This window comes from Serratia sp. MMO-28, from assembly GCF_037199905.1.
Lineage (GTDB): Bacteria > Pseudomonadota > Gammaproteobacteria > Enterobacterales > Enterobacteriaceae > Chania > Chania oryzae.
Map to the genome: position 1 here is coordinate 55,039 of NZ_JBBCVB010000028.1, position 20,237 is coordinate 75,275.

A 20,237-nucleotide genomic window follows, 5' to 3' on the forward strand; every position below is an offset into this window, starting at 1 on the left:
CATAAGCCTTGTGAAGGGAAACACTATCAATGCTGGCAAAAATAACTCGTCTGTTCCCGCTGTGGGCCGTGCTGCTTTCCGTCGCGGCTTACTACACTCCAGACACCTTCACCGGCATCAGCCCCTATATCAGCCCGTTGCTGATGCTGATCATGTTTGCCATGGGGGTAACGCTGCGTCTGGATGATTTCAAACGCGTGCTGTCGCGCCCCGGCCCGGTTGCTGCCGGGATCTTCCTGCACTACCTGATTATGCCACTGGCGGCGTGGATCCTGGCGTTGCTGTTCCGCATGCCGCCAGACCTCTCTGCCGGTATGGTGCTGGTGGGCAGCGTCGCCAGCGGCACGGCTTCCAACGTGATCATCTATCTGGCGAAAGGCGATGTGGCATTGTCGGTGACCATTTCTGCCGTTTCCACGCTGGTTGGCGTCTTTGCCACTCCGCTGCTGACACGCCTGTACGTCGATGCCAAAATCAGCGTCGATATTATGGGGATGTTATTGAGTATCCTGCAGATCGTGGTGATCCCAATCGGCCTTGGCCTGATCATTCACCATACTTTTACCAAAACGGTGAAGCGCATCGAACCCTTCCTGCCTGCGCTGTCGATGGTTTGTATCGTGACCATCATCAGCGCGGTGGTGGCGGGCAGCCAGAGCCATATCGCTTCGGTCGGGCTGGTGGTAATTGTCGCAGTGATCCTGCACAACGGCATCGGGTTACTGAGTGGTTATTGGGGAGGTAAACTGTTCGGCTTCGATGAGTCTACCTGCCGCACGCTGGCGATTGAAGTGGGCATGCAGAACTCCGGGCTAGCGGCCACGCTGGGCAAGATTTATTTCTCACCGCTGGCAGCGTTGCCCGGCGCGCTATTCTCGGTGTGGCATAACCTTTCCGGCTCCCTGCTGGCTGGCTACTGGTCTGGCCGCCCCACCAAGAAAGAGTGATCGCCCACAGTCAGGCCACGTCGCGTAATGTCACGGTTGCCAATTGCAGCCCGACATAGCTGCCATCGGCATGCAGATCGGCCACCGAACGGTTGAGCACATCCACCCAGAGCTCAACGCCGTGGGCCTGCACGCGGTAACGCACCACATTGCCCAACAGGCTGTGGTGCAAAATGGTCGCCGCAATGCCTTGCCCTTCGGGCAGTAACTGGATCGCTTCCGGGCGAACGGCCACCTGCCCAGGGTAAGTTTGCCCGGTCAGCGCCTGCGCCTGTTCAGCACTCAGCAGGTTGTAACTGCCGATAAACCCGGCGGCGAAGGCATTGGCCGGTTGGGTATACAGCATTTCTGCGCTGCCGCTTTGCACAATCTCCCCTTTGTTCATCAACACGATGCGATCGGAAAGCGTCAACGCCTCCTCCTGATCGTGGGTGACAAAAATCGCCGTCAGGTTCAGCTCACGCTGGATACGGCGGATTTGCTCACGCAGATGCTTACGAATGCGGGCATCCAACGCCGACAGCGGTTCATCCAGCAACAGCAGGCGCGGCCGCGTCACCAGCGAACGCGCCAGCGCCACGCGTTGGCACTGGCCACCAGAGAGCTGATGCGGGTAGCGCTTCACCAATTCGGTTAACTCCACCAGCGCCAACGCTTCCTGTACCCGCTGACGAATCTGTTCAGCAGGCAACTTCTGCATCTTCAGGCCAAAGGCCACGTTACCTTCGACAGTCATATTAGGGAACAGCGCGTAGCTCTGGAATACCATGCCAATACCGCGCTTTTGCGGGGGTAAAGGCACCAGATCCTGCCCTTGCAGCACAATCTGCCCACTATCCACCGGGGTCAGCCCTGCCAGGCAACGCAGCAATGTCGATTTACCACAGCCGCTAGGCCCTAGCAGGGTAACAAATTCGCCCTCATCGGCGCTGAAATCGATATCGTGAAACACCTGGGTGTGGCCATAGTGTTTATTAAGGCGAGCGACGTTGAGATAGGCCATACGATTAACCCCTGCTTTTATTTAGCAAATTTGCCAGCCAGGTGACGAGCAGCACCACGGCAAAATAAGAAATGACCAACGCGCTGGTGAAATGGCCGCTGCCATTACGCATATTGAACAGGTAAACCTGTAGCGTTTCATATTGGCTGCCGACCAGCAGGTTAGCGAACACAAACTCACCTATCAGAAATGAGAACGACAGCAACAGCGCAATCATCCCGCCTTTGCGCAAGTTTGGCAGCACCACCAGCAACGCAGCCTGCCAGGTGCTGGCACCCAGCAGATGGGCCGCATCCATCAGATCGCGCAGGTTGATCGCCTGCATATTGTTGCTGATAGCACGGTAGATAAACGGCAGCGCGATGGTGAAATAGCAGCCGATCAGGATCCACGGCGTGCCCAACAGTGGCAGTGGATCGGCAGCAAACAGTTGCATCAGGCCCACCGAAGACACCACCGGCGGGACGGCAAACGGCAACAGGATCAGCACGTTCATCACCGCATCCAGCTTAGGGAAATAGTAAGCGATCACAAACATCAGCGGCAGGATCACCACCACCGCCAGTACCAGCGTACCAAAGCAGATCAGCAGCGAGTGCCACAGCGCCAGCAGAAAGCGCGGATCGCTCCATAACGCCACCAGCCACTTGAGGGTAAAACCCTGCGGCAGAATGGTGGCACCCCACTGCGTCGCCAGGGCGTACACCAGCGTCGCCGCCAAAGGCAGCAGCAGGATCAGAAATAACAGGATCACCACTGCCAGGTGATAAACCTTTTCAAAACGCCGCATAGACATCCCCTGCCAACTCACGAGCCTGCATTCAGGTAACTCCTGCGCAGGAGCCACTGATGCACCACTGTGATCAACCCCATCATCATCACCAGCATCATGGCCAGCGCGCTGGCCAGGTTCGGATCGAGAGCAATATCCCCAGCCACCAGCGCCGAAATACGGATCGGGATCACGTTGAAATTACCGGTGGTCAGCGCATACACCGTGGCATAGGCCCCCAGCGCGTTGGCCAGCAGAATGACGAAAGTGCCCATCAGCGCCGGCGCCAATACCGGCAGGCCGATATAGCGCCAAAAGTGCCACGGGCCCGCCCCCAACAGCGCCGCCGATTCGCGCCAGTCTTCACGCAGCGCATCAAACGCCGGGTACAGCAACAACACGCCAAGCGGGATCTGGAAGTAGGTGTAGAGCACAATCAACCCACTTTTCGAATAGAGATTAAAACTGTCCATCAGGCCGCATTGGCGCAACAATAAGGTGAGGCAGCCATTCAACCCCAGCAGAATGACAAATGCGAACGCCAGCGGCACCCCGGCAAAATTACTGGTCATATTGGTAAATGACATCACAAAGTCATGCAGCCGGGTTGGGCCAAGCTGGCGAAGTGAGTAACTGCCCACTAATGCAATCAGCAAACCGTAAACGCTTGACCACCATGAGATCTCCAGCGAGAACTGGAATGCCTGCCGATAAAACGGCGAGGTCAGCACATCGACATAGTTACCCCAGCCCCAGCCGCTGCTTTCGCTGAAAAAGCTGCTGAGCGCAATCCATATCAGTGGGGCAATCTGGAACGCGCCAAACAGCATGATAAACGGCAGCAGGCACAGCGCAGCAAGCCACTTAACTTTCATTCTTTCACCTTCATGCCAGCAACGCCCGGCAGCGAGGTTTGTCGTGTACCACCTGTAACAGTTCGCACAGGGTGCCGCACAGCTCGGTCTGTTGCGGATTGGCCTCGCTCTGGCTGAAGGCTTCACCAAACACAAACAGCGGTACCTGCCGTTCCTCCGGCAAAACCCCACCGTGGCTATGATCGTCATTCATGCCATGATCGGCGGTGATCATCACCTGATAACCCGCTGCCAGCCAATCCGCCAGATAGCGAGCCAACAGGCCGTCGGCATGGCGAGCGGCATTGCGATACTGGGGTGAGGACACCCCATGACGATGCCCGGCATCATCAATATTCATCGGATGGATCAGCAAAAAATCGGGGTGATGGCGGCGGCGCAGATTTTCCGCATCGGCAAACAGATGCGAATCCGGGTAGCGATCGTCGTAATAGAAATGAGCGTGCTGGATCGGCAATGCCGGGTCATCGGTATGGCGATCGCGAGCGGCATCGAACGGCGTGTGGTTATACAGTTCACTGATCCAGTGGTAGGCCGCCGCCGCGGTGGTCAGCCCGGCGGCACGTGCATAATGAAACACACTCTTTTCACGCGATAGCCGTGATACCTGATTGTGCACCACGCCGCTCTCCACCGGCGTTACGCCGGTGAGGATACATTCATACAATGGCCGTGAGAGCGAGGGCAGCTCGCTCTCCATCAGATACAACCGCCCGCGCCCAGCTACACATTCAGCCTGCAGGTAGCCCATGGCGTCATGAGCTACCTGATAGTTGAGGCCGTCCAGTAGGACGAGGATCGTCTTCATCGTGCGCTAACTCACTGTTGCATCAGCATAATGACGTTCTCCTGCCACAGACGTGGCAACAGTTTGGCACTCTTTTCCCAAGCGGCCGGATCGGCAATCGGGTGCGCGTTTTTATACTGTTCCGCCGGTAGCAACTTGGCTTTCACGTCGTCCGGCAGCGTAATGTGTTCAGCGCGGATCGGTCGGGCATAGCCACGCGCCAGGTTGATCTGGCCTGCGTCAGAGAAGATGTATTCGCGTGCCAGCTTGGCGGCATTCGGGTGTTTGGCATATTTGTTGATAACGGTGGTATAGCCAGAGGTGATAGAACCGTCAGAAGGGATCAGCACTTCGAAACGGGTTTTGTCGATCTGATCGCGGTAGTTCAGGCCATTAAAGTCCCACACCACGCCCACCTGGACTTCACCTTTTTCCAATGACGCAATCACCGGGTTGGTCATGCTCAGGCGCCCGGCTTTGGCCAGCTTGCCAAAGAACTCCAGCCCCGGTTTGAGGTTTTTCTCGTCACCGCCCATGGCGTAGGTTGCCGCCAACACACCGCTGGCGGCCTGCGATGCCGTGCCCACATCGCCGATAGTGACGTGGTAGTTGCCTTTTAGCAGATCGGCCCAGCTGCGCGGAATATCCGGCACCTGCTGTTTGTTGACGATAAAGGCGATGGTGCCGGTATAGGCCAACGCCCAATGGCCATCCTGGTCTTTCGCCCACACGGGAATCTGCGCCCAGGTGGTGGGTTTATACGGCTGGGTTACGCCCTTTTGCACCGCGATCGGACCGAAAGCCGCCCCAACATCGCCAATATCTGCCGTAGCATTGCCTTTCTCAGCATCAAATTTGGCAATCTCCTGTGCCGAACTCATATCGGTATCGATATGCTTAATATCGTATTGGCTTAGCAGATCGGCCCAGGTTCCTTTCCAGTTGGCCCAACTGTCCGGCATGCCGACGCTGTTGACTTGCCCCTCTTTCTTGGCCGCCTGAATCAGCGCGGCCAGATCGCTGTCAGCGGCCCAACTCATCTGGCTGGTCAGCGCAATGGCACTGGTTAACACGCAAGCACACAAACGTTTCATAACTGATGCTCCAGGTGGTGTGAGATAAACCGGATATATACCCAAGGCTGTAACATCGGGTAAGAAGGGTATAACGGACAATTGTGATAATTATATGTCAGTCTAAAAAAACAGCGGTTTTATTACATTCGGATCTCTGATCTTGCACTTGTGGGCACCAGCGCCCTCATCACGCAGAAACTGTGCAGAATCAGTAATGCCATGGTGGCAGGAGAAGAAGATTTCGAGGTTATTGTTCGGGCAGCACTGCTGACGCGAGATGGCATCAACAACGCTAGCCACCTGCGCACAGTTCAACAATGGGCTGGAGTCGCCCTGAAAAACCCAGCACGATGATTCATGCCATTCAGTTAAGATAACCCCCTTTCCCAAAGGAAAAGGGGCTTCTGCCTTAAGCGATCTGACCCCCGTTAATCCGCGTCATATCCCAGATTCGGCGCCAGCCAGCGCTCAACGTCGCTGATTTTCATGCCTTTACGCGCCGCATAGTCTTCCACCTGATCGCGCTGGATTTGCGCCACGGCAAAATATTTGCTCTCTGGGTGGCTGAAATACCAACCGGAGACCGCCGCCCCAGGCCACATAGCGAAGGACTCGGTCAACTTCATGCCGGTATGGCGGTTAACCTCCAGTAACTGCCAGATCTCAGCTTTCTCGGTATGCTCCGGGCAGGCCGGGTAGCCGGGTGCCGGGCGGATGCCTTGATAATTCTCCCGAATCAGCTCTTCGTTACTCAGATTTTCCTCAGCCGCGAAGCCCCAATGCAGCTTACGCACCTGCTCATGCAGGTATTCGGCAAAGGCTTCCGCCAAACGATCCGACAACGCCTTCACCATGATCTTGTTGTAATCATCGTGTTTAGCGTCGTAGGCCGCCGCCAGCGCATCCTCTTCCAGCCCGCCGGTGACCGCGAACGCGCCAAAGTAATCGGCCTTGCCGCTGCTTTTCGGCGCAACGAAATCGGCCAGACAGTAGTTCGGGAAGTCGGTTTTTTCGGTCTGCTGACGCAGGTGACGGCTGACCACCAGCACCTCGTCGCGGTTTTCATCGCGGTAAACCTCTACGTCATCGCCCACGCTGTTGGCCGGGAACAGGCCGAAGACACCACGCGGATTGAGGCTGCCGCTTTCTGCCAGTTGATCCAGCATCTGGTTAGCATCCTGGAACAGGCGTTTGGCCTCTTCACCCACCACTTCATCTTCCAGAATGCGTGGGTATTTGCCCGCCAGCGACCAGGTCATAAAGAACGGCGTCCAGTCGATATAGCGGCGCAGGGTATCGATACTCGCCTCTACCGGGAAGACCCCCAGTTGGTTCGGCACCGGCGGTTGATAGTTTTCCCAGTCCAGCACCATGGCGTTATCCCGCGCCTGCTGCAGGCTGACCGGCGGCGTGCGCGGCTTCTTGCGCCCGTGTTGGATACGCACGGTTTCATACTCTTTGCGCGTGCGGGCCACAAACTCATCACGCTGGCTATCCGACAGCAACGCCGACACCACGCCAACGGTACGTGAAGCGTTTTGCACATAGGTGGTCGGCCCGCTGTAGTTCTGCTCGATCTTCACCGCAGTGTGGGCCTTGGACGTGGTGGCACCGCCAATCAGCAGCGGCAGGGTAAAGCCCTGGCGCTCCATCTCTTTCGCCACGTTCACCATCTCATCCAGCGACGGGGTGATCAGGCCCGACAGGCCGATAATATCCACCTTCTCTTCACGCGCGGTCTTGAGGATCTTGTCCGTTGGCACCATCACGCCCAGATCGATAATTTCGTAGTTATTACATTGCAGCACCACGCCGACGATGTTTTTGCCGATGTCATGCACGTCGCCCTTCACCGTCGCCAGCAGGATTTTGCCCGCGGTGGTGCCTTTCTGCTTGCTGGCCTCGATATAAGGTTCGAGGTAAGCCACCGCCTGCTTCATCACCCGGGCAGATTTCACCACCTGCGGCAGGAACATTTTTCCTTCGCCGAACAGATCGCCCACCACGTTCATCCCGGCCATCAACGGCCCCTCGATCACTTCGATCGGCCGTTCTGCCTGTTGGCGAGCTTCTTCGGTGTCGAGTTCGATAAACTCGGTGATGCCCTTAACCAAGGAATATTCCAGGCGTTTGGCCACCGGCCAGCCGCGCCATTCTGCCTGCTGCACCGCCACTTCACTGTCTTTGTTACCGCGGTATTTTTCCGCCAGATCCAGCAAGCGCTCGGTGCCGTCCGGGCGGCGGTTGAGGATCACATCTTCCACCGCATCGCGCAGTTCAGCACTCAGATCGTCGTAGATCGCCAGTTGCCCGGCGTTGACGATCCCCATATCCATACCGTTACGGATAGCGTGATACAGGAACACCGCGTGGATCGCTTCGCGCACCGGATCGTTACCACGGAACGAGAACGATACGTTGGAGACACCACCGGAAATCATCGCGTGCGGCAGATGGGTTTTGATGTCGCCACAGGCTTCGATAAAGTCGACGGCATAGTTGTTATGCTCTTCGATCCCGGTAGCGACGGCAAAAATGTTCGGGTCAAAAATGATGTCTTCCGGCGGGAAGCCAACGCGTTCGGTGAGGATCTTATAGGCTCGGCGGCAGATCTCGAACTTGCGCTCGCGGGTATCGGCCTGGCCGACTTCGTCAAACGCCATCACTACCACTGCCGCACCGTAACGGCGCACCAGTTTGGCATGGTGGATAAAGGCCTCTTCGCCCTCTTTCATTGAGATCGAGTTAACAATACCTTTGCCCTGAATGCACTTCAGGCCTTTTTCAATCACGCTCCATTTGGAGGAGTCGATCATGATTGGCACACGGGCAATATCCGGCTCACCGGCGATCAGGCTAAGGAAGCGCACCATCGCCGCTTCGGCGTCGAGCATGCCCTCATCCATATTGATGTCGATGATTTGCGCACCGCTTTCCACCTGCTGGCGCGCCACGGCCAGCGCTTCGCTGTATTTCTCTTCTTTGATCAAGCGTTTGAAACGCGCCGAACCGGTGACGTTGGTGCGTTCACCCACGTTCACGAACAGCGATTTGGCATCAATATTCAGCGGCTCCAGGCCGGATAAACGGCAGGCGACCGGCAGCTCTGGCAATTGGCGTGGCGGCACACCCTCTACCGCTTTCGCCATCGCGGCGATATGAGCAGGTGTGGTGCCACAGCAGCCACCGATGATATTCAGGAAACCGGCCTGCGCCCATTCGCCCACCTGTTTCGCCATTTCTTCGGCATCCAGATCGTATTCCCCAAAGGCATTCGGCAAACCGGCGTTAGGGTGCGCGGTAACGTAGCTTTCGGAAATGCGCGCCAGCTCCGCCACGTATTGGCGCAGTTCGTCTGGGCCAAGCGCACAGTTAAGGCCGAAGGTCAGCGGCTTAACGTGGCGCAGCGAGTTGTAAAAGGCCTCGGTGGTCTGGCCGGACAGGGTGCGGCCGGAAGCGTCGGTAATGGTGCCGGAAATCATGATCGGCAGCGTCACCCCCAAGGCTTCAAATTCGGTTTCCACCGCAAAAGCGGCGGCTTTGGCATTCAAGGTATCGAAGATGGTTTCGATCATGATCAGATCGACGCCCCCCGCCACCAGCGCGCGGGTCGATTCGCGGTAGGCTTCTACCAGTTGATCGAAAGAGACATTGCGGAATGCCGGATCGTTCACGTCGGGCGAGATGGACGCGGTACGGTTAGTCGGGCCGAGCACCCCGGCAACGTAACGAGGTTTTTCCGGGGTGCGCGCGGTCCATTCATCGGCACAGGCGCGCGCCAGCAACGCAGCCTGATAGTTAATCTCGGCAGACAGCGACTCCATATGGTAGTCGGCCATGGCAATGGTGGTGGAGTTGAAGGTGTTGGTTTCCAGGATGTCGGCACCAGCCTGCAGATAGCCGTGGTGGATCGCCGTGATCACCTCTGGCTTGGTCAGCACCAGCAGATCGTTGTTGCCCTTCAGATCGCTTTGCCAATCCGCAAAACGTTCACCACGATAATCCTGCTCTTCCAGCCGATAGCTCTGGATCATGGTGCCCATACCGCCGTCCAACACTAAAATACGCTGCGCTAACTGCTGACGCAGTTGTTCTACTCGATTTGTCACTGTCACCCCTCATACCCGCCGACGTTTAATTGCTGTCAAACCTACCGGATATCGATAATCGCCATCGCCCAAATGCCATAAAAACAAACGAGTCATCCTAGCACAGGTTATGTCGGCAAAGGTGTGGGCACTCATTGAGAGTTTTTCATGCTCGTCGTAATTCAAGCTGCATGTGCGTTGGCTGCGCTTACTCGCCCCAGTCACATAGTTATCTATGCTCCTGGGGACTCACAAGCTTGCCGCCTTCCTGCAACTCGAATTATTTAGAGCACAGGTTGATTAGCCAACAGATCCGATGAGCAAAGATGCGTATTGCAATTCATACTCAAAAAACGAAAATGAATTCCACTATACGGAAAATAGAAGGTGAATCATGGCCACACCCGTACCCGCCAAGCGAGGCAAGAAGCCGCGCGCCGCCGCACCCACCGCCAGTGCCGCCACCGGTCAGGTCCAGTCACTGACCCGTGGCCTGAAATTATTGGAATATATTGCCGAAGCGCACGGTAACGTGGCGCTGACCGATCTGGCCCAGCAGGCCGGATTACCTAATTCCACCACTCATCGCCTGCTCACCACCATGCAACAACAAGGGTTTGTGCGCCAGGTGGGCGATCTTGGCCTGTGGACCATGGGCGCTCATGCGTTTGTCGTCGGCAGCAGTTTCCTGCAGAGCCGCAATCTGCTGGCTATGGTACACCCGACGCTGCGCCGCCTGATGGAAGAGTCGGGTGAAACGGTCAATCTGGCGGTGCTGGATACCAGCGAGTATCAGGCGGTGATTATCGATCAGGTACAGTGCACCGCGCTGATGCGCATGTCGGCCCCGATCGGCGGCAAACTGCCGATGCACGCTTCTGGCGCGGGTAAAGCGTTTCTTGCCACGCTTTCAGACGATCAGGTCACCAAGTTGCTGCATAAAAAAGGCATGCACACCTATACCACGCATACCCTGACGCCCCATAACCTGAAAGAAGGGCTGGCGCTGATCCGCAAGCAGGGCTTTTCGTTTGATGATGAGGAGCATGCCCTCGGCCTGCGCTGCGTGGCGGCCTGTATCTTCGATGAGCACCGCGAAGCTTTTGCGGCGATCTCCATCTCTGGCCCGGTTTCGCGCATCACCGACGATCGCGTCACCGAACTCGGGGCGCTGGTAATACACGCCGCCAAAGAGATCAGCCTCGAATACGGTGGAGTGCGTTAACGCTGTTACCAGGCTGTGACCCTCAATTGGCCACCAGCGGCACGCATGGGCCATTGAGGGGCACAGCCTAACGCCCACCCTGGCCAGGTGGGCGGCCACTCTGTTGTATTTCTGTAACGCTCTGTAGAGATCTTGTTTCCCTGCCAACTGAAATCATGATGCCGATCACAGTTAGCGATCCTGCCTGTTAAAGCCGATTGCAACCAGAAATATTTCCCCTGACAATGTTACCGATAACATGTTACCGGTAACAAAGATTGCCCGCATAATGCCACCGACAGATTGGGAGCCAAGCCATGATCCACAACCAGAATCGAGTTTACGTCGTTATGGGCGTTTCCGGCAGTGGCAAATCTGCCGTTGCCAGCGCCGTTGCCTCACAGTTGTCCGCCAATTTCCTTGATGGCGACTTTCTGCACCCACGCTGCAACATCCTGAAAATGGCCGCAGGCGAACCGCTGAACGATGACGATCGCGCTCCTTGGCTGGCAGCATTAAACGATGCGGCCTTTGCCATGCAGCGGACCAACCCGGTCTCCCTCATCGTCTGCTCAGCCTTGAAAAAGCGCTACCGCGATCGGCTGCGGGCCGGTAACAACAATTTGTCGTTCATCTATCTGCACGGCGACTTCCCGGTGATCGAAGCCCGGATGGCAGCGCGCAAAGGGCACTTCTTCAAACCGCAGATGCTGGTGACACAGTTTGCCACGCTGGAGCAACCGGGCCTGGATGAAAACGATGTTATCGCCATCGACATCAACCAGCCGCTAAACGCGGTGATCGCCGATACCCTGCACCACATCCAGCGTTTTTTGCCCCAGGATGCCTGCGCCTTTCATAACACGGTGAGGAAGATATGATTAACCACACGCTGTCCCGCATCACACAACGCATCATCGAGCGTTCGACACCGAGCCGCACGGCCTATCTGGCGCGCATCGCCGCAGCCCGTTCCCAGACCGTGCACCGCTCACAGTTAGCCTGCGGTAACCTGGCGCACGGCTTTGCCGCCTGCCAGTCCAGCGATAAAGCCGCGCTGAAAAATATGGTGCGTAGCGATATCGCCATCATCACCGCCTATAACGACATGCTTTCGGCCCATCAGCCTTACGAAAATTACCCGCAGCGGCTGAAACAGGCGCTGCACAGCGTGGGCGCAGTCGGTCAGGTGGCCGGTGGCGTGCCCGCCATGTGCGATGGCGTGACTCAGGGGCAGGATGGCATGGAGCTTTCGCTGATGAGCCGCGATGTCATTGCCATGTCCGCTGCTATCGGGTTGGCGCACAACATGTTCGACGGCGCGCTGTTCCTTGGCATCTGCGACAAGATTGTGCCGGGGTTGGTGATGTCAGCGCTGTCTTTCGGCCATCTACCCGCGGTGTTTGTGCCTGCCGGGCCAATGAGCAGCGGCCTGCCCAATAAAGAGAAAGTGCGGGTACGCCAGCTCTATGCCGAAGGCAAGGCGGATCGTCACGCACTGCTGGAAGCCGAGGCTGCGTCTTATCACGGCATCGGCACCTGCACCTTCTACGGCACCGCCAACACCAACCAGATGGTGATGGAAGTGATGGGCCTGCATCTGCCGGGCGCCTCCTTTGTTCACCCGGATACGCCGCTGCGCGATGCACTGACCGATGCCGCCGCACGCCAAGTAACACGATTGACCGAAACCAGCGGCCATTATTTACCGATCGGCCAGTTGGTCGATGAAAAAGTGGTGGTTAACGGCATGGTTGCGCTGTTAGCCACCGGCGGTTCGACCAACTTGACGATGCATATGGTCGCCATGGCGCGGGCGGCGGGCATCATCATCAACTGGGATGATTTTTCTGAGCTTTCCGATGCCGTACCGCTGTTATGCCGCATCTACCCCAACGGCCCGGCTGATATCAATCAGTTCCAGGCCGCCGGAGGCGTGCAGTTGGTCGTGCGTGAACTGCTGAAACACGGCCTGCTGCATCAGGATGTTCACACCGTCGCCGGTTTCGGCCTGGAGCGTTACACTCAGGAACCCTGGCTGGATAACGGCCAGTTGGCCTGGCGCGATGGGGCGCAGAGCTCGCTGGATAACAACGTGATCGCCAGCGTTGCCGCCCCCTTCGAGCCCCACGGCGGCACCAAAGTGTTGTCCGGCAATCTCGGGCGGGCGGTGATGAAAACCTCGGCGGTGCCCGCCGATAACCAGATTATCGAAGCACCGGCGCTGGTGTTTGAAAGCCAGCACGATATCGTGCCCGCTTTTGAAGCCGGTAAGCTGAACCAGGATTGTGTGGTGGTGGTGCGTTTCCAAGGCCCGCAAGCCAACGGTATGCCTGAGTTGCATAAGCTGATGCCACCGCTTGGCGTGCTGATGGATCGCGGCTTCAAGGTGGCACTGGTGACCGATGGCCGCCTGTCAGGTGCTTCCGGCAAAGTGCCTGCAGCGATCCACGTCACGCCAGAAGCCAGCACCGGCGGGATGCTGGCAAAAATACAAAACGGCGATCTGATCCGCGTTAATGGCCGCACCGGTGAATTGCAGCTGCTGGTCGATGCCGCCGAACTGGCCCAACGCACCGCTTACCAACCGGAGCTTGGCGCTGGGCACCTTGGCTGTGGCCGCGAACTGTTCAGCGCGTTACGCAGCCAGCTTTCCGGTGCGGAACAAGGGGCCTGCTGCATCCGCTTTTAATCAAGCGCTCTGGTTCAGCCATGCTGAGCCAGAGCTTGCTCGGCTGGCAAACGTTGGCTGAAGCGCCGCTTTTTGCGGTAGGCAAACACATCCTCAACGTGCCCATCTTTAATCCGCTGTTGCAAACCGCGCCAGTAATCCGCTTCAAACAGATCGCTGTGCATCTCTTCAAATACCCTTCGGATACGCTGGTCGCCGCACAGGAAATGGCGGAACTCTTCTGGGAAGACATCGTTCGGTGAGATGCTGTACCAGGGTTCACTGGCCATTTCATCTTCCGGATAGCGCGGTGGCGGGATATCGCGAAAGTTTACTTCGGTCATATAGCAAATTTCATCATAGTCGTAGAACACCACGCGCCCGTGGCGGGTGACGCCAAAGTTTTTAAACAGCATGTCACCTGGGAAGATATTCGCCGCCGCTAACTGCTTAATCGCGTTGCCGTATTCTTCTATCGCATCATGCAGTTGCTGTTCGTTAGCCTGTTCCAGATACAGGTTCAGCGGCGTCATCTTCCGTTCCATATACAGATGCTTAATCACGACCCGATCGCCGAGATCTTCCAGTTTTTCCGGCACTTCCAGCTGTAGCTCCGCCCACAGTTCCGGGCTGAGGCGCGCCTTATCCACCACAAAATTCTCATACTCCTGCGTATCCGCCATGCGGCCAACGCGATCGTGTTCCTTCACCAACTGGTAGCAGGCCATTACCTGGGCTTGCGTGACCTCTTTCTGCGGGGCGAATTCATCTTTGATCACCTTAAACACCCGGTCGAAAGACGGCAGGGTGAACACCAGCATCACCATGCCTTTTACGCCCGGAGCGATAATGAACTGTTCCTGAGACTGCGCCATAAAGGTCAGATATTCGCGGTAGCATTCGGTTTTGCCGTGCTTCTGGCAGCCGATCGCCATATACAGTTCGGCGGTGGTTTTGCCCGGCAGGATCTCACGCAGCCATTCCACCATCGCCGCCGGTAATGGCGCATAAACCATAAAGTAGGAACGGGCAAAGCCAAACACGATGCTGGCCTCGGCCTTACTGGTCAGGCAGGTATCGATAAACAGAGCGCCGCAATCGCTGCGATGGATCGGCAGCAGGAAGGGGTAAACGCCGTCGGCCAGGCGCAGTTTGCCCACCAACCAGGCGGCTTTGTTACGGTAGAACAGCTCATTGGCGACCTGGAGCGTCGCGCCGGCCAGTTGCTCGGGGTTAAAGTCCCGCTGCAGTGCCTGCGTGATGTAATCGATATCGCGCGGCAGATCTTCCCACGGCAGCCGCAACGGGAGATCGGTCAGCAGGCTGTACAGCATCGCCGCCATATCGCCATTAGGCATAAAATTGCGTGACAGCGGCCGTAGGATATCGCGGAAACGCCGTTCAGGCTGCGAACTGAAGACAAACAGCTTATCCGGGGTTAAATCGCGGTGTTTAAACAGGCGACAGTAAACCGAATTAAAGAAACTCTCGGCAATCTCAAAACGTGGATAATCCGGCAGTAATTCGGTGTATACCGCCTTCACCCGGCTGGGGAAATCCGCATCGTAATAGCGCTGCCCAGTGATGCATTTCAGTTGCTCCACCACCAGGCCCACGTGGTGATCGTAAAGATGGATGCGTTTTTTCATCGCCTGCTGTACGGCAAACCAATCAGCCTGCTCAAAACGCTGCTGCGCCCCGGCCGTGACCTCCAGAAAGCGGCCATATTGAGCATCAAATCCCTGCAAGATCGTCTGTGCGATCAACAACTCCCGTTTTGCCACCATCTTTCCCCTCCTGCCTACGAGGCAGAGCCTGCAAATGCAGGCTCTGAATGACACATTGCTACTGCGGTGAAATTAGAACTGCTGTTCTTCAGTCGACCCGGTCAGTGCAGTAACAGAAGAGGCCCCGCCCTGAATGACGGTGGTGACTTTATCGAAGTAACCCGTTCCCACTTCCTGCTGGTGCGAGGCAAAGGTGTACCCGCGTTCGACGGCGGCGAATTCCGGCTGCTGCACCTTTTCGACATAGTGCTTCATACCTTCACCGCGCGCGTAGGCATGCGCCAGGTCGAACATGTTGAACCACATGCTGTGAATACCGGCCAGAGTGATGAACTGGTATTTGTAACCCATGGCAGACAGTTCGTCCTGGAAGCGGGCGATGGTCTGATCGTCCAGGTTTTTCTGCCAGTTGAAGGACGGTGAGCAGTTATAGGCCAACAGCTTGCCCGGGAATTTGGCATGAATCGCATCGGCAAAGCGCTTCGCGGCCGCCAAGTCTGGGGTTGAGGTTTCGCACCACACTAGATCGGCATAAGGGGCGTAAGCCAAGCCACGGCTGATCGCCTGCTCAATGCCGGCATGGGTACGGAAGAAGCCCTCAACGGTGCGCTCCCCGGTCACAAAAGCGCTGTCATACGGATCGCAATCGGAGGTCAGCAAGTCTGCCGCATCGGCATCGGTACGCGCGATCAGCAGAGTCGGCACGCCAAGCACGTCGGCCGCCAAACGCGCAGCCACCAGTTTCTGGATCGCTTCCTGGGTCGGCACCAGTACTTTGCCGCCCATGTGGCCGCATTTTTTCACTGCCGCCAGTTGATCTTCAAAGTGCACCCCGGCTGCACCGGCTTCGATCATCGCCTTCATCAGTTCGAATGCGTTCAGAACGCCACCGAAACCGGCTTCCGCATCGGCTACGATCGGCAGGAAATAGTCGGTATAGCCTTTGCTGCCTGGCTCAATCTGGTTCGCCCATTGGATCTGATCGGCACGGCGGAAGGTATTATTGATGCGCTCAACCACCGCCGGAACAGAGTCTACCGGGTACAGTGACTGATCCGGATACATGGCAGAGGCGGTATTCGCATCCGCAGCCACCTGCCAGCCCGACAGATAAATTGCCTCTACGCCCGCTTTCGCCTGCTGCAGCGCCTGGCCGCCGGTCAGCGCGCCTAAGCTGTTGACGTACCCTTTGCGGGATTTACCGTGCAGCAGTTCCCACAGCTTGGCCGCACCGTTTTGCGCTAGCGTGCATACCGGGTTGACCGAGCCACGCAGGTTGATCACGTCTGCAGCGCTGTAGGGGCGGGTGATGCCTTCCCAACGTGCTGATTTCCATTCCTGTTCCAGCTGTTGGATCTGTTGGGTACGAGAGGTTGTCATATTTTTATCCTTTGCAATTAATGTAGGGTTAATAGTCAGGAACGGTTTATACCCTAAATAATTCGAGTTGCAGGAAGGCGGCAACGCAGCGAGTCCCCAGGAGCTTACTCAAGTAAGTGACTGGGGTGAGCGAGGAAAGCCAACGCACATGCAGCTTGAAGTATAACGGGTATATCAGGCCAAGAGTTCGTAGCCGGGTAAAGTCAGGAAATCGATCAGTTCATCTTGCGTGGTGATGCGCTCCATCAGGCGCGTCGCCTCTGCGAAACGGCCAGCGTTGTAACGCACCTCACCCAACTCTTCACGCACCACCAACATTTCTTCTTTCAGCATTTGGCGGAACAGCGCCTTAGTCACCAGTTGGCCGTTACTGAGGCTCTTTTCATGGTGGATCCACTGCCAAATGGAGGTGCGAGAGATCTCAGCGGTGGCCGCGTCTTCCATCAGGCCATAAATCGGCACGCAACCATTGCCCGAGATCCAGGCTTCGATGTATTGCACTGCCACACGGATATTGGCGCGCATCCCCGCTTCCGTACGCTCACCGTCGCAGGGCTCCAGCAACTGAGCGGCGGTGATCGGTGCGTCCTGCTCACGCAGCACTTCTAACTGATTGCGGCGATCGCCTAGGATGCGGTCAAACACTTCCATTACCGTATCAGCTAACCCCGGATGCGCCACCCAGGTACCGTCGTGGCCGTTAGTGGCCTCCAGCTCTTTATCTGCGCGCACTTTGCCGAGCACGATGGCATTCTGCGCCGCATCTTTGCTGGGGATAAATGCCGCCATGCCGCCCATCGCAAAAGCACCGCGCTTGTGGCAGGTTTTGATCAGCAAGCGTGAATAAGCACTGAGGAAAGGTTGGGTCATGGTGACCGACTGACGATCCGGCAACACGCGCTCGCCGTGGTTTTTCAACGTTTTGATATAACTGAAGATGTAATCCCAACGGCCACAGTTCAACCCAACGATGTGATCGCGCAGGTGATAGAGGATTTCGTCCATCTGGAATACTGCAGGCAAGGTCTCGATCAGCACGGTCGCTTTGATCGTGCCGCGCGGCAGTTCGAAGCGATCTTCAGTAAAGCTGAACACCTCACTCCACCAAGCCGCTTCCTGCCAGGATTGGGTCTTCGGCAGGTAGAAATATGGGCCGCTGCCTTTTGCCAGCAACTGGCGATAGTTATGGAAGAAATACAGCGCAAAATCGAACAATCCACCGGGAATGGCCTCGCCTTGCCACTGCACGTGTTTCTCTGGCAGGTGCAGACCACGCACGCGAGCGATCAATACCGCCGGATTCGGCTTAAGCTGATAAATCTTGCCTGCTTCATTGGTATAAGAAATAGTGCCGTTCACCGCGTCGTGCAGGTTGATTTGCCCTTCGATCACTTTGTCCCAGCTTGGGGCCAGCGAATCCTCGAAGTCGGCCATAAACACTTTAACGTTGGCGTTCAACGCATTGATCACCATCTTGCGTTCGACCGGGCCAGTAATCTCGACCCGCCGGTCACGTAAATCATCAGGAATACCGCGAATTTTCCAGTCACCATTGCGAATGGAAGCGGTTTCCGAAATAAAATCCGGCAAACCACCGCGATCGATATGTTCTTGCCAGCAGACGCGCGCAGCCAATAGCTTGTTGCGTTGCGGAGTAAACTTCGCCACCAGTTCCGCCAGGAATTCGACCGCGTCATCCGTTAATACCTGCCGCTCGGCCGCGTTGAAACCCCGCGTAAACGTTAACTCCGTGCCTGCTATCTGTTGCATCATTGTCTTGCTCCTTCCCCATCATCCCGCACCGCCATTGCTGGCTGAACGAAGCATTATTGTCAGAAACCACCGCCATTCAGGGTGAACATACAACCTCTTATTGGTTAGATATCAGCCCTTTTGACTCTAGAATAACCAACAAAAAATAAAAATCAAAAACGATTTCCATTTTTTTATTAAATATTTTATTAACCTTTTATTATCAATCAATTAGATTAATTATCACAAGTAACAAACAAGGAAAGTGGTTCCATTACTTGGCAAGTAACGGTTTATTTAATTGTTTTTACAGGAATTATTGATTGGTAACAGTGCTGGGTAGGCGAGGAAAAGCATAGAATTAGGCCATGGCGGCCTCGATTCAGCCGCCATGTTAGGAAAGAGTATTACTCGAGGGTAGGGTTCATATGACGCAGATCGAACGGAGTGATCTGATAGACGTAGTAATTCAGCCAGTTGGAAAACAACAGATGACCATGGCTACGCCATGAAGCCTTGGGAGTGAGCTCAGGGTTATCGTTTGGGAAATAATTCAGCGGAATACTTGGGTTAAGGCCAGCATCGTTATCACGGCAATACTCGCCAGCCAGCGTCAAGGTATCGTACTCAGGGTGCCCGGTAACAAATGCCAGGCGTTTGTCGCGGCTGGCGAACAAGTAGGCACCGGCCTGTTCCGATTCGGCCAGAATATCCAGATCCGTATACTGGCGGATAACATCGGCAGGGAAATCGGCATAGCGCGAATGTGGAGCCAGGAAGGTTTCATCAAAGCCACGGGTCAGCAACGCATGCTGCTGCAACGTCTGGTGCTGATAAACCCCGGAGAGCTTCACCTCGCGTGTCATCTTCGGAATGCCATACAGGATGTTCAACGCCGCCTGTACTGCCCAACAGACAAACAGCGTAGAAGTGACGTGGTTCTTTGCCCAGTCGATTACACGCTCGATCTGCGGCCAATAAGCCACATCACAGAAATCAACCAGGCCTAAAGGCGCTCCGGTGACAATCAGGCCATCGAAATTCTCATCTTGAATATCTTCAAAGTTGCAGTAGAAATTGTTCAGATGTTCAGCTGGCGTGTTCTTCGATTCGCGGCTGTCGATACGCAGCAATTGGATATCAATCTGCAACGGGGAGTTGGAAAGCAAGCGCAGGAACTGATTTTCAGTCTCGATCTTTTTTGGCATCAGGTTAAGGATAAGCACTTTTAGCGGCCTGATTTCCTGTGTTTTTGCTCGTGAGGATGTCATCACAAAGACATTCTCATTGCGCAAGAAATTTACCGCAGGTAACTCATCAGGAACACGAATCGGCATCGCCTAACCCTCACATATCCATTTATACGTTTAGACTTCCAGATGCCTGAAGATAGCGTTTTTTTAGCACCATGTCGAGTTTTCAACAGGAAGGTGAAAATGTTTCATTGCCAAGGGGGGATTAGGTTCAGCAACGTAAGTTGGCAAACCAGAAAAGCAAAAAGGCCATCCTTTCGGATGGCCTCTCGGCTTAATTGATGCTTGGCAGTGTCCTACTCTCGCATGGGGAGACCCCACACTACCATCGGCGCTACGGCGTTTCACTTCTGAGTTCGGCATGGGGTCAGGTGGGACCACCGCGCTATTGCCGCCAAGCAAATTCTTTAATTCTTTTTTGCCTAACTTCTAAACCACTTTAATAAAGTGGTGCTGATACCCAGAGTCGAACTGGGGACCTCACCCTTACCAAGGGTGCGCTCTACCAACTGAGCCATATCAGCACACAAATTTGATGCCTGGCAGTGTCCTACTCTCGCATGGGGAGACCCCACACTACCATCGGCGCTACGGCGTTTCACTTCTGAGTTCGGCATGGGGTCAGGTGGGACCACCGCGCTA

14 protein-coding genes, 1 tRNA gene and 2 rRNA genes are annotated in these 20,237 nt (G+C 55.9%); 4 read left to right on the forward strand and 13 right to left on the reverse strand.

Features of this window, described 5'->3' with window-relative positions; translation table 11 throughout:
* Positions 1-29: 29 nt before the first annotated feature.
* Positions 30-947 (forward strand): ketopantoate/pantoate/pantothenate transporter PanS, encoded by a 918-nt coding sequence (gene panS, locus WG891_RS21395; RefSeq protein WP_337264394.1) that lies wholly within the window; start codon positions 30-32, stop codon positions 945-947.
* 10 nt (positions 948-957) lie between these two features.
* Here the strand turns inward: panS and WG891_RS21400 are convergent, their stop codons facing one another.
* The 6 genes from WG891_RS21400 to metH form a co-directional block, all read right to left on the reverse strand.
* The gene (locus WG891_RS21400; RefSeq protein WP_337264395.1) at positions 958-1,950 is read right to left on the reverse strand and encodes an ABC transporter ATP-binding protein; all 993 of its coding nucleotides are present in this window, start codon (positions 1,948-1,950) and stop codon (positions 958-960) included.
* A 4-nt stretch (positions 1,951-1,954) separates the two neighbouring features.
* Complete coding sequence (locus tag WG891_RS21405) at positions 1,955-2,740, reverse strand: ABC transporter permease (RefSeq protein ID WP_337264396.1); 786 nt, start codon at positions 2,738-2,740, stop codon at positions 1,955-1,957.
* A 17-nt stretch (positions 2,741-2,757) separates the two neighbouring features.
* Positions 2,758-3,597 carry an ABC transporter permease gene (locus tag WG891_RS21410; protein WP_337264397.1) on the reverse strand — a complete coding sequence of 280 codons (840 nt, stop codon included), beginning with the start codon at positions 3,595-3,597 and terminating at the stop codon, positions 2,758-2,760.
* A gap of 10 nt (positions 3,598-3,607) precedes the next feature.
* Positions 3,608-4,405, reverse strand: a complete 798-nt coding sequence (locus tag WG891_RS21415) for an alkaline phosphatase family protein (RefSeq protein ID WP_337264398.1) — start codon at positions 4,403-4,405, stop codon at positions 3,608-3,610.
* Positions 4,406-4,416: 11 nt separating this feature from the next.
* Positions 4,417-5,478: an ABC transporter substrate-binding protein gene (locus WG891_RS21420; RefSeq protein ID WP_337264399.1), complete on the reverse strand. Its 1,062-nt coding sequence runs from the start codon at positions 5,476-5,478 to the stop codon at positions 4,417-4,419.
* A 410-nt stretch (positions 5,479-5,888) separates the two neighbouring features.
* Positions 5,889-9,569, reverse strand: coding sequence for a methionine synthase (gene metH, locus WG891_RS21425; protein ID WP_443006232.1), 3,681 nt, complete (start codon positions 9,567-9,569; stop codon positions 5,889-5,891).
* 373 nt (positions 9,570-9,942) lie between these two features.
* Between metH and iclR the strand changes: the two genes are divergently transcribed.
* The 3 genes from iclR to edd all read left to right on the forward strand — a co-directional run bounded on the left by iclR (position 9,943) and on the right by edd (position 13,444).
* A complete protein-coding gene (gene iclR, locus WG891_RS21430) occupies positions 9,943-10,773 on the forward strand; it encodes a glyoxylate bypass operon transcriptional repressor IclR (RefSeq protein WP_076941711.1) in 831 nt (276 codons plus the stop codon).
* A 296-nt stretch (positions 10,774-11,069) separates the two neighbouring features.
* On the forward strand, positions 11,070-11,633 hold the full coding sequence (gene gntK / locus WG891_RS21435) for a gluconokinase (protein WP_076941710.1): 564 nt from the start codon (positions 11,070-11,072) through the stop codon (positions 11,631-11,633).
* A complete protein-coding gene (edd, locus tag WG891_RS21440; RefSeq protein WP_337264401.1) occupies positions 11,630-13,444 on the forward strand; it encodes a phosphogluconate dehydratase in 1,815 nt (604 codons plus the stop codon). The genes gntK and edd overlap by 4 nt, the downstream gene beginning before the upstream one ends.
* Positions 13,445-13,458: 14 nt before the next feature.
* Here edd and aceK read toward each other — a convergent pair whose 3' ends face one another.
* The 7 genes from aceK to rrf (WG891_RS21475) form a co-directional block, all read right to left on the reverse strand.
* Positions 13,459-15,210 carry a bifunctional isocitrate dehydrogenase kinase/phosphatase gene (aceK, locus tag WG891_RS21445; protein WP_337264402.1) on the reverse strand — a complete coding sequence of 584 codons (1,752 nt, stop codon included), beginning with the start codon at positions 15,208-15,210 and terminating at the stop codon, positions 13,459-13,461.
* A 72-nt stretch (positions 15,211-15,282) separates the two neighbouring features.
* Positions 15,283-16,590, reverse strand: a complete 1,308-nt coding sequence (aceA, locus tag WG891_RS21450; protein WP_037403953.1) for an isocitrate lyase — start codon at positions 16,588-16,590, stop codon at positions 15,283-15,285.
* Positions 16,591-16,764: 174 nt separating this feature from the next.
* A complete protein-coding gene (gene aceB / locus WG891_RS21455; RefSeq protein ID WP_337264403.1) occupies positions 16,765-18,363 on the reverse strand; it encodes a malate synthase A in 1,599 nt (532 codons plus the stop codon).
* 386 nt (positions 18,364-18,749) lie between these two features.
* On the reverse strand, positions 18,750-19,679 hold the full coding sequence (gene metA / locus WG891_RS21460; RefSeq protein ID WP_337264404.1) for a homoserine O-acetyltransferase MetA: 930 nt from the start codon (positions 19,677-19,679) through the stop codon (positions 18,750-18,752).
* Between the two features lie 199 nt (positions 19,680-19,878).
* Positions 19,879-19,994 (reverse strand): 5S ribosomal RNA (gene rrf, locus WG891_RS21465).
* 49 nt (positions 19,995-20,043) lie between these two features.
* A tRNA-Thr gene (locus tag WG891_RS21470) sits at positions 20,044-20,119 on the reverse strand.
* 13 nt (positions 20,120-20,132) lie between these two features.
* Positions 20,133-20,237, reverse strand: a 5S ribosomal RNA gene (gene rrf, locus WG891_RS21475); the annotation flags it as partial.